Below are 12,436 nucleotides of genomic sequence, written 5' to 3'. Positions count from 1 at the left end.
ATTAAGTTCACTATAATTTAAATATTATATTGTGAATAAATAATAATATTATAAATTAATAGTTTATTTATGGAGATTTTATATGAAATTTAAAAGAGAGATAATCGCTATAATGTTGATTATATGTATGCTTTTTACAATTTCGGCAATTAGTGCTGCTGATAGTGATGATGTCACTATTGGTGTTGCTAATGAGACTGTAGAAGCTACGTCTCAAGATTATAGTCTGGAAAGTAATGATGATGTTGAAATTTTGAAGGCAGATAATGAAAATGCATTATCCGATTTACAACAAACTATAAATAGTGCAACAGATGGATCAACTATTGTTTTGGATAGGGATTATGAATATGATATGGGGTCTGATTATGAAACTAGGTATGATGGTGTTACAATTGATAAGAATCTAACAATAGATGGTCAAAACCATAAGATAGATGGTAAAGGTGAAAGTGCTATTTTTCTTGTTAATCCCGGGTTGCATGTGACCTTTAAGAACATAGTTTTCATGAATGGTAAAGCATATTATGGTGGTGCGGCTATTTATTCTTCCAAGCAAGTTGTAGGAAATGTGATTAATTGTACATTCATAAAAAATACGAATTTAGGAACAAATTATGCTGGAGGGGCTATAAACATTCGCTCTAATAATTGGAATATAATAAATTCCACTTTTATAAATAATACAGATTCATCAAATTATGGTGGAGGTGCTATATATGCAGTATCTGGTGATTTTATTATTAGGAATTCTGAATTTATAAACAGTTCTGGAAAATATGGTGGTGCAATCTTTTTATATAGTGCCACTACTCAAATTATCAATTCAACTTTTGAAAAAAATACTGGTAGTTCTGGTGGAGTAATATATGCATGGTCTGCAGAAATTCAAATTTACAGTTCAACTTTTGAAAAAAATACTGGTAGTTCTGGTGGAGTAGTCTATTTATATAATTCAAATAATAATTATATTGACAATTCAACTTTTGAAAATAATGAAGCTACTTATGGTGGAGTAGTCTATTTATATAATTCAAATAATAATTATATTGACAATTCAACTTTTGAAAATAATAAAGGAATATATCATGGTGGAGTTATATATGGTACATCTGGAAGTATTATAAAGAGTACTAATTCAAAATTTATAAACAATTCTGCAGATTATTATGGTGGAGCTATATATGCATCCAAATCTAATATAACTAGTATTAATTCACAATTTATAAATACTTCTTCAAATTATTATTGGGGTGGAGTTATATATGCATCTGAATCTGATATAACTAGTATTGATTCACAATTTATAAACAGTTTTGCAAGTAATTATGGTGGAGTTATATATGCATCTGAATCTAATATAACTAGTATTGATTCAAAGTTTATTAATAATTCTGATAGCTCTGGTGGTGGTGCAATATATGCTTCCAAAGGAAATATTAAAATTAATAATTCAACTTTTGTAAACAATACAGATTCATCAAGTAATAGTGGAGGAGCTGTAATATATTCTAATTCCGTAACTTTGGATATTATTAATTCCAAATTTATAAACAATTCTGCAAATTATTATGGTGGAGCTATATATGCATATGAATCTAATATAACTAGTGCTGATTCAATGTTTATTAATAATTCAGCTAAGTTGGGTGGCGCAATAGCTTCTCATTCTGGAAGAATTCAAATTAACAATTCTACTTTTAAAAATAATAACGCTTCAAATAATGGTGGTGCAATCTGGGGTACTTATTCTATTAATAATGATTTAGGAAGTATTGCAAACTCTACTTTTATTAACAATTTTGCATTAAATGATGGTGGAGCTATTTACAATTATGATGGAAATGGAGGTATTGTAGACCGATGTATTTTTATTAATAATACAGTTTCTGATGTGAGTAAAAGTACTTCAGCAATATATTATATGGCTCAAATTACAAATTCCATTTTCTTAAATCATGAAGGTAGATATATTTTTAGTAATAATCCAATCATTTCAAATAATTGGTTTGGAAATGATGCGGATAACTTTGATGAATGTCCGTTAATAGTTAATGAAAGGCCATTTGTTGATAACTGGTATTATTTTGATGTAACAAGTAAAGGAAATCATTTAATTTGGTCATTAAAATTATATAATCGTTCAACCGGCGAGTCAAGTGTTGTTGAAAACTATAACCTGCCAGACATCACATTCAGCTTAACTCCGCAAAACCTAACAATTGACAATAGAAAAATGAAAATGAATAAAACAGGACAATATGACCTTGAATATGCTTTAACTTCTGAAACTGGTTTGTTAAGTGTTCAATATGAGACATTCAAATATGATTTGGAGATAAAAGAAGCTGAATTTGATGCTTTGCAAGAGTTAATAAACAGTGCTAATGCATATGAAGAGATTAAACTGACACGTAACTACACCTATACTCCTCATATAGATTCTATTGTTAATGGTATTGTTATCGATAAGCCTGGATTGACAATTGACGGTAATGGTTTTACAATTGATGCAAGAGGTCAATCAAGAATATTTAATGTAACTGAAAATGCTCAGGGTGTAACTATCAAGAATCTCATTTTAACAAATGGTTCTGCTAGTGAAGGATCAGTAATATATTCTGAAGGCAATAATCTTAAGGTATATGATTCTATTTTATTGAATAATGGTGAAAATCAGATTTCTGTGACAGATTCTGCAACTATTGAAAAGTGCTGGTTTGGACATACACGTGAAAATTATACTTTTGGTGAATATGTAGCTCCGTCTTCTGCACTTAAGTCATGGTACTATCTGGATATTGATGATGAAACAGCCAACCATGCAATCGTTACATTAAAATTATATGATGCCACAACAAAACAAAGCAGTATCGATGATGACTACAACCTGCCTGACATTACATTTAAGTTATCTAAAGAAAACCTTAATTTCGATGAGACTGAAATAAAATTAAATAAATCAGGTCAGTATGATGTTGAATACACTTCCGTTTCAGCTAAAGGTTCCATTACTGCTGAATATGAAACTTCTAAATTTAGAAGAGTTATCGGTGAAACTGATTTTGAAAGACTACAAAGATACATCAACGAAGCTAATGCTGGTGATGTCATCAATCTGTATGGAGATTTCATATATCAAACTGGTGATACTCAGATTGAAATTACTAAAAAGTTAACAATTGATGGTCATGGTTTTACAATTGATGCAAAAAATCAGTGTAATATATTTAATATACATGATGCTGAATATCCTGGTGTAGACTTAAAAAATATTAAATTTACCAATACTAAAACTTCTAACTGGGGTTCAGCTATTTTTTCATACTCAAACATGCATATTATAAACTGTACATTTGTCAATGGTACTGCATATGGTGGCGGTTTTGTTTATCTTTTATATACTTCTTATGTGACAAATTGTACTTTTATAAATGGTACTGCCTCTTCTCCGGGGGGTGCTATTTATTTACATGAATATGCTGGCAGAACACAGATTTCTGGTTGTACTTTCATAAACGGTACCTCTGTCGATGGTTGTGCTATATATATGGATGGTGAAAATTCAATTATATCTAACTGTACTTTTATTAATGGTACTTCAGGTTGGGGTGGTGGTGCTATTCGTGCAACAAAAGCATTCTCACTTATAAACAGTAAACTTATTAATAATACTGCAAAAGAACAAGGTGGTGCTATCCAATCTTATGCTCAGGATGTTTATATATATAATACTACTTTCATTAATAATACCTCACCACAAGGTGGAGCTATTAGAAATGATAAACCTAATTTAACTGTTATCAATAGTACTTTTATCCATAATACTGTAACTGGAGAAGGTGGTGCGATTGCCAATTATGGAAATAATTTAACTATTGTTAACAGTACTTTCAATAATAACTCTGCAGGTTTTGACCAAAAAGGAGGTGCTATTTGTACTGCCTGGTCAGATGGTTCAAATATCATAAATTCAACTTTCTTTAACAATTCTGGTGATTGTGGTGCTGCAGTATATATTGGAGCATCTAATTCCTTAATATTTAACAGTACTTTCATAAAAAATCGGGAGACTGGTACTCGCTCTATAGTTCATAATGATAAGGACAATTTAAAAATTGATAAATGTCTTTTCATTGAAAATATGGGTGAAGACTATTCGGCTGCTATGGTGTACGGTCAATCAGATACAGTCGTTTCAAATTCAATCTTTTTAAACAATCATGCAAGAAGAGTATTTAGTAATGGACCATTTACAATAGATAACAACTGGTATGGTAGTACAATAGATAATTATGACCAAGTACCAATTAATGAATATGGTGACGTTGTACCTGACAACTGGCTGTTTGTAAATGCAACTTTTGACAGGGAAATGAATATTACAGACATATATCTTGGTAAGTTTGTATTCCAATCATATAATAACGGTGAAGTTTCCAATTATGATGCATCAAAACTCCATGATGTTAACTTGACACTATCTGCTGAAAATGGTGAAATTGATAAGAGATCAGCTGAAATGGGTGATGAAATCACTTACACTCCAACACAATTAGGTACCGGTAATATTACTGCTAATTTCTTTAAAAATCTAGGTGTATCTGATAAATATGTGAATATCACTTTTGAAATCAGTAAAACCCCAACTCAAATTTCACTAGATGATACAAGCATTAGCGTACTTGCTCATCACAACATTTTAGATGAAATATCTCCAGTCGTAACTCCTTCAGGTGTTGAAGGTACATTTTCATATACAACTGATAATTCTACAATAATTGATGTTACCAATTCTCAATCAATTTCAGGATTAAAAGCAGGAACTGCACAGCTTACTATTACATTTAATCCGACAAAAGATGATAGTTATGTATCTTCAAGCATTACTCTTGACATTACTGTAAACAAGGACACATCAGGAATTACTGCTGAGCCAATCTCCTTTGACTATGATGGCGAGCCTAAAGATATTAATGTGAATTTAACTCCGGAATATTTAAATAATCTGTATAAATTAAAAAGTGTAGGATTAACATTTATAAGCACAAACACTTCCGTATTCACTGTTGATACAAACGGTAAAATCACACCTAAAAGTGCTGGAAAAGCAAATCTCACAATCAGATATGAAGAAAGTGATGATTATTTGGCCAGTGAGAAAAACATTACTGTTACAGTAAACAAAGTTGACTCAGAATTAATCTTAGGCAATGATTATATAGTATTTAATTATCTCTCATCAAACACAACCACATTCACTGTAACTGGAGGTACTGTGGAGAAAGCAAACATCAAAGTCATTGACCATGATGAAGCGGTAATTGATTTGACCGGCAATGTTATTACTGTAAGTAATTTGACCGTAGGCAAATACACATTAAACGTAACTACAACCCCAGACGGAAACCATAATGCAGTTTCAAAAACAGTAGGCATTACTGTAAATAGAATTGCTCCTACTATCACAATCAAAAACGGCGAAACAGACTCTGTCAATGTAAAATCTTCTATAAATATTAATGCAAACGTGGATAGTGGTGCAGACTTAACATATACCCCTAATGAAACAGGTATTGTAAGTCTGGAAGGCAATGTTGCAACTGGTCTTAAAGCAGGAAAAGTTAATATAACTGTTAGCGTGCCTGAAACTGATAATTACTTAGCAGGCAGCAAAAACATTACAATCACAGTCAATAGAATTGATGCTGTTATTGATGCTTCTGACTTTAATGTTGATGTAAATGCAGATAAGGAAATTTCTGTCAATAAACCTACAGACTATAACGGTGAAATCACTTATGAAAGCAAAACCCCTGCTGTTGCCAGTGTAGATAATGATGGTAAAGTTACTGGTATTACTGGTGGAGATGCTATAATTACTATCAAATGGACTCAAACAGACTTATACAAAAAAGGAAGCTATAATGTAACTGTAACTGTCAAAAAAATTACTGCAGATATCTCTGCAGTTCCTTTAACAGTTAATGTTAGTGAGACTAAAGGTTTAACTGTAAATAAACCTGGTGATTTTGATGGCACTATTGTTTACACACCTCAAAATCCAGATAATGTAACTGTTGATACTAACGGTGATGTCACAGGTCTTAGAGGTGGAGACGTAGTTATTACATTAAGCTGGGCTGAATCTCCTAAATATCTTGAAGGCAGTGAAACTGTAACTGTAACTGTAAATAAGATCAAACCTACAATAACAATTGAAAAAGGTGAAACCGCTTCAGTTGATGCTGGTTCTACATTGGACATTGGAGCTACTGGTAGTGGAACATTAACATTTGAATCTAATAATACTGCTGTTGCTACTGTTGATGCAAATGGTGTTGTCACAGGTGTTATTTCTGGTGTTGTAAATATTACAGTTTATTCAGCTGAAAATGACCAGTACTTGCCAGGAAGCAAAAACATTACTGTAACTGTCAATAAAATTGAAGCTAAAATTAATGCTAGTGAAATTGTTGTTAATGTGAAAGATACCAATTCTCTTGTTGTTCAAAGACCTGATGATTATCCTAGTGCCGAAATTACTTTTGAAAGTCAGAATAATAATATTGCATATGTTGGTCAGGATGGTGTTGTTTCAGGTAAAATAGGTGGAGATGTGGTTATCACTATTAGTTGGGAAGAAACCGAAAAGTACCTCTCTGGAAGCTATGATGTCAATGTACATGTTGAAAAGCTACCTGCAAATCTTCATGCACAAAATTTGGAAGTTGAATATAATCACACAAAACAAATATCTGTAACTCATGACAGCAATGGTGTATTATCCTTTAAAATTGCAGATAACAACATTGCAACTGTTGAAAACAGAAATGTAAAAGGATTGAAAATTGGTGAAACCACTTTGACTATTTCTATTTCAGGGACTGGTGAATATCACTCAGATAGTATTGAAGTGCCTGTAAAAGTAGTCAAAACTTCACCAAACCTCCAAGCAGAAGCTGTACTGCTCCATGTTGGAAACACAGAACCTGTTGTTGCAACACATTTAGGTAATGGCGCATTAAGCTATGAAATTACAGACACCAATATTGCGACTGTTGACACTAAGGGTAATGTTACAGGTGTTAGTGATGGTCCAACCACCTTAAAAATATCAATTGGCGAAAGTGAAAACTACACTTCACAGGACATTGAAGTGAATGTTGTTGTAACAAACAAGCAAATCGGAAATATTATTATTTCAGATAGTCAGGCATATTCCGTTGATGTGGATGGAACTATACTTATAAATGCTACCACTAATAGCGATGGAACTTTAACTTATTCTATAAATGATACATCAGTTGCTAGTTTATCTGGCAATGAATTGACCGGTATTAAAGGTGGGGAAGTTAAAGTAACAATAACACTGCCTGAAACACTTGAATACAGTGGTTTAACTGTAAGTAAAATAATTAAAGTAAATAAACTCACTCCTGAAATCACTATTTATAATGGTGAGAGTGATGTGGTTGATGTGGATGGTAACTTGATTATAAGAGCTAACACAACCAGTGATGGCGATATTACTTATGCAAGTAATGCTCCTAATGTTGCAACTGTTGATGCGATAGGTAAGGTCACTGGTATAATTGGTGGAAAAGTAAATATTACTGTTAAATCAGTTGAAAACGACAAATTTAAAGAGTCAACTAAAAACATTATTGTAACTGTTAATAAACTCACTCCTACTATTACTATTAATAATGGAAATCCTGTTTCTGTTGATGTGAAATCTACAGTTAATATTAATGCAACTAAAGGAGACAGTGATGGTATTTTAAAATATGCTAGTGGTAATGAAAGTAGAGCTGTTATTGATACTAGAGGAAATATTAGAGGAGTTACAGGTTATCCTGTTGTTATAACTGTAAGTGTGACTGGAACTGAAAGATATAATGCAGGCAGTGTTGATGTACCTGTTCAGGTTAATAAGATTAATCCGATTATTACTATTAACAATAAGGAACCTGTTTCCATTTATGCTGATGAGTACTTTGTTATTGATGCTAGTGCGAATGGTGCTGTATTGACTTATGGTTCATGTAATTCTAGTATTGCTGCTGTTGGCGCTGATGGTAAGGTTACTGGTATTATTGGTGGTGTTGTAAACATTACTGTTTATGCTGCTGAAACCGATGAATACCTTCCGGGCAGTAAAAACTTAACTGTAACAGTAAATAAACTCACTCCTCAAATCACTATTTATAATGGTGAGAGTGATGTGGTTGATGTGGATGGTAACTTGATTATAAGAGCTAACACAACCAGTAAGGGCGATATTACTTATGCAAGTAATGCTACTAATGTTGCAACTGTTGATGCTGAAGGTAATGTCACTGGTGTAACCGGTGGTCTTGTAAATATTACCGTTAAATCAGTTGAAACCCCTAAATATAATGAGTTAACTAAAAACATTATTGTGACTGTTAATAAGCTCACTCCTGTTATTACTGTTAATAATGGAAATCCTGTTTCTGTTGATGTGAAATCTACAGTTAATATTAATGTCACTACAGACAGTGATGGTATTTTAAAATATGCTAGTGGTAATGAAAGTAGAGCTGTTATTGATACTAGAGGAAATATTAGGGGAGTTACAGGTTATCCTGTTGTTATAACTGTAAGTGTGACTGGAACTGAAAGATATAATGCAGGCAGTGTTGATGTACCTGTTCAGGTTAATAAGATTGATCCGGTTATCACTATTAACAATGCTGTGCCTGTTTCTGTTGATGCTGATGATAGTTTTGTTATTGATGCTAGTGCGAATGGTGCAGTCTTATCTTATGGTTCATGTAATTCTAGTATTGCTGCTGTTGGCGATGATGGTAATGTTACTGGTATTATTGGTGGTGTTGTAAACATTACTGTTTATGCTGCTGAAACCGATGAATACCTTCCGGGCAGTAAAAACTTAACAGTAACTGTAAATAAGATTGATGCAGTAATTACTCCAGAGGCACTGGTTTTAGATGTATTTGAAACCAAACATCTAACTGTAAGTATACCTGATGATTTTAAAGGAACTATTGTGTATGCTTCTCAAAATCCGGAAAATGTAACTGTTGATACTAACGGTGATGTCACAGGTCTTAAAGGTGGAGATGCTGTAATCTTATTGAGCTGGAATGAAACAGATAAATATCGTGAAGGAAGTACAACCGCAACTGTAACAGTAAATAAAATTAATCCGATAATTACCATTAATAATGGAGAATCAGCTTCTGTTGGTGTAGATAAAATATTAAGCATTGATGCTAGTGCTAATGGTGCTGTCTTATCTTATGAATCTAATGATACTGGTGTTGCTGTTGTTGATATTAATACTGGTAAGGTTACAGGTAAAAAAGCAGGAACTGCAAACATTACTGTTTATGCTGCAGAAACCGATGAATACCTTCCGGGCAGTAAAAACATTACCGTAACAGTAAACAAAAATCCTTCAACAATCATAGTATATGGTGCAACAAGCATTGATGTATTTGGTACAATGATTTTAGAAGTCATAACAGAATCTACTGGCAGAAAACTTGTATTTGAAAGCAGTAATGGTGAAATTGCTGATGTGTCTCAAAGCGGTGTCGTATATGGACTTATGAGTGGTAAAGTAACCATTACTGTAACTGCACTTGAAAATGAAAAATACTTAGAAAAATCAGCTACAATAACAATTACAGTAAATAAAATCGAACCTCAACTTGGTTTGGATGTAGCTAATATAACTGTTGGAGAAGCTGAAAATGCATATATTACAGTACCTGACCCTGGTAAAGTATATGTCAAATTATTAAAAGACTCACAAGTGTTATATTCAGCAATTGAAACCTTAAACTATAATTATTATAAATATACAAACGCTGATTTAGGAGTTGGAAATTACACAATAATTGCAAAATATTACGGATCTTCAAGATACACTGAAAACACTATTTCAAAGGAATTCATAGTAAGGCCAATATACAAATACGAATTTGACGTAGAAGCTGAAGACACAGTAATTGGTGATGAAGTGAATGTCACTGTAACTCTTCCTGATGATGCAGAAGGAATCATAAAAATTAATGATAATGAATATGAAATCACAGGTAAGAAAACTGTTATCGCATTGCCTGCTCAAACAAAATCTGGTAAAAACAACATTACCGTTAAATATATTGCAAATGAAGGTTCAAAATATGATTCTTCTCAAATAACAATAGGTTATAATGTAGCTAAAAAAGATGCTGTAATTAAAATAGATCCGATTAATGATGTTAAAGTCGGTGATAATGTATCAATTAAGGTTGTTAATGAAACTGATGGTGCTTTGACTATTAAAGTTAATGGTAAAGAGGTTTCTGAAGATTATGAAGTCACTAAAGCTGGAACTTATATTGTGACTGTTGAAAGTCCGGAAACTGATGTTTATACTGCAGGATTTGATACATATGCATTTGCTGTTGATAAATTAGCTTCTGATATTAATTTGACTGTTGTTCCTGGTAAATCTGGTGAGAAATCAGTCATTGAGTTTAATGTTACTGATGGTGCATCTGGTAGTGTTGTTATTGATGTTAATGGTACTAGATATGCTGTTGATGTTGCTGATGGTGGATTAGAGGTTGTTTTAGGTGCTGGTAGTTATCCTGTAGTTGCTACTTACAGTGGTGATGATAAATATAACGCTGCAGAATCTGGTGTACAAACTATTGATGTTGGAGACAAATTACCAGATAATATTACTATTATCATTGATGATGTTGAATACAATATTACTCCTGTGAACGGCACTACTGTTAATACAGACTTACCAGAAGAACTTGAAAAAGCTAAACAGAATATCACTAATTTAACAGAACAATTAGAAGATGCTAAGGCTAAGGTTGATAATTTAACTGGTGAGTTGGCTGATGCTAAGGCTAATGCTACTAAGTTGGCTGAAGATCTTGCTGATGCTCAGGCTAAGGTTGATAATTTAACTGGTGAGTTGGCTGATGCTAAGGTTAAGGTTGATAATTTAACTGGTGAGTTGGCTGATGCTAAGGCTAATGCTACTAAGTTGGCTGATGATCTTGCTGATGCTAAGGTTAAGGTTGATAATTTAACTGGTGAGTTGGCTGATGCTAAGGCTAATGCTACTAAGTTGGCTGATGATCTTGCTGATGCTAATGCTAAAATTGATGATTTAACTCGTCAATTAGAAGAAGCTTTAGCTAATAAGACTAAAACTGTTATTGTTGATGGTGTTGAGTATCCTATTGAGTATGTAAATGGTACTGCTGTTGTTAATACCAATCAGACAGAACCGGTAAAAGAGGTTTCAAATGCTACAATTACAACTCCTGGTGATGTTAAAGCTGGTGAATCTGCTAATGTGACTGTTTCTGTTCCTGGTGCTACAGGCAATGTTTCAGTTATCATCGATGGTGTTGAAACTGTTGTTCCTTTAGATGAAAACGGTAATGCTGTTATTCCAATTGAAAACTTGACTGCTGGCGAACACAGTGTTGTTGTTGTCTACGATGGTGACGATACATATGCAGGATTCCACAAAGCTGCAACATTTGCCGCTTCTGTGATTTCAAGCGATTTTGTCAATGTTACTGTTGACGGATCAGGTTATATTGATGCTGTTTTAGTTGACAGCATGGGTAATCCTATTGCAAACGCTACAGTTGTCTACAAAATCAATGGTGCTGAAGCAAACATCACTACTGATGAGAATGGCTGGTTCTTGCTTAAAAATACCAACAATGCTATTGTTGAGTTCAGCTACGCAGGTAGCGATTTCAAAATAAAACCATCTACATCGGTTACAACGGTGTAACATTAAACAGAACAACTGATGCAAACGGTTATGCAGCTGTTCAGATTAACCTGAAAAACGCAGGTCTATACACATTTGTAGTAGTATTCCTCGGTGATGAAAACTACAAAGCTTCCATGGCAGTTCACAAAGTAGTTATCGACAAAAAACCTACATCCATCTCTGCAAGCGCAAAAACATTTAAAGCTACTGCAAAAACCAAAAAATACACAGTAACTTTAAAAACCATCAAAGGATCATCAATCGATGGAAAAACATACCTTGCAAAAGCTAAAAAAGTCACCCTTAAAATCAATGGTGAAACCTACACAGCAAAAACAAACGCTAAAGGTCAGGCAACATTCAGCCTTAAAATAACCAAAAAAGGCAAATTCACCGCTTCCATTAAATACGATGGTGACGTAACATACAAAGCTTCAAGCAAATCAGTAAAAATAACAATTAAATAGTGGGAATTCATTTTCTCACTAATTTTTTTTCTTTTTTTAGGGGTTTGTCAATAAATCCATTTTTTCTTAATTTTTATTGTTTTTTCTATTTTTAAGTTTATTTGGTTTTAGTTTTTATTTTAGAGTTCTGTGGTTCTTTTATTTTTTTCTTGTTTTGAGTTGTTTTCAATCGTTA

General features: G+C 33.0%; 2 protein-coding genes. Both read left to right on the top strand.

The window, feature by feature from the left end:
• Window positions 1-82 precede the first annotated feature (82 nt).
• Window positions 83-11,812 carry an Ig-like domain-containing protein gene (locus QZN33_RS03885; RefSeq protein WP_296789638.1) on the top strand — a complete coding sequence of 3,910 codons (11,730 nt, stop codon included), beginning with the start codon at window positions 83-85 and terminating at the stop codon, window positions 11,810-11,812.
• A 116-nt stretch (window positions 11,813-11,928) separates the two neighbouring features.
• Window positions 11,929-12,261 carry a hypothetical protein gene (locus QZN33_RS03880; RefSeq protein WP_296789637.1) on the top strand — a complete coding sequence of 111 codons (333 nt, stop codon included), beginning with the start codon at window positions 11,929-11,931 and terminating at the stop codon, window positions 12,259-12,261.
• The last annotated feature ends 175 nt before the right edge of the window (window positions 12,262-12,436 follow it).

It is taken from the genome of uncultured Methanobrevibacter sp. (assembly GCF_900314615.1).
Classification (GTDB): domain Archaea; phylum Methanobacteriota; class Methanobacteria; order Methanobacteriales; family Methanobacteriaceae; genus Methanocatella.
The sequence above is the reverse complement of the archived record's forward strand: the minus strand, read 5'-3'. Positions and strand labels throughout refer to the sequence as shown.

Coding starts and splice junctions, on each gene's coding strand:
- QZN33_RS03885 (WP_296789638.1), top strand. CDS start 83: ATGAAATTTAAAAGAGAGATAATCGCTATAATGTTGATTATATGTATG.
- QZN33_RS03880 (WP_296789637.1), top strand. CDS start 11,929: ATGGCAGTTCACAAAGTAGTTATCGACAAAAAACCTACATCCATCTCT.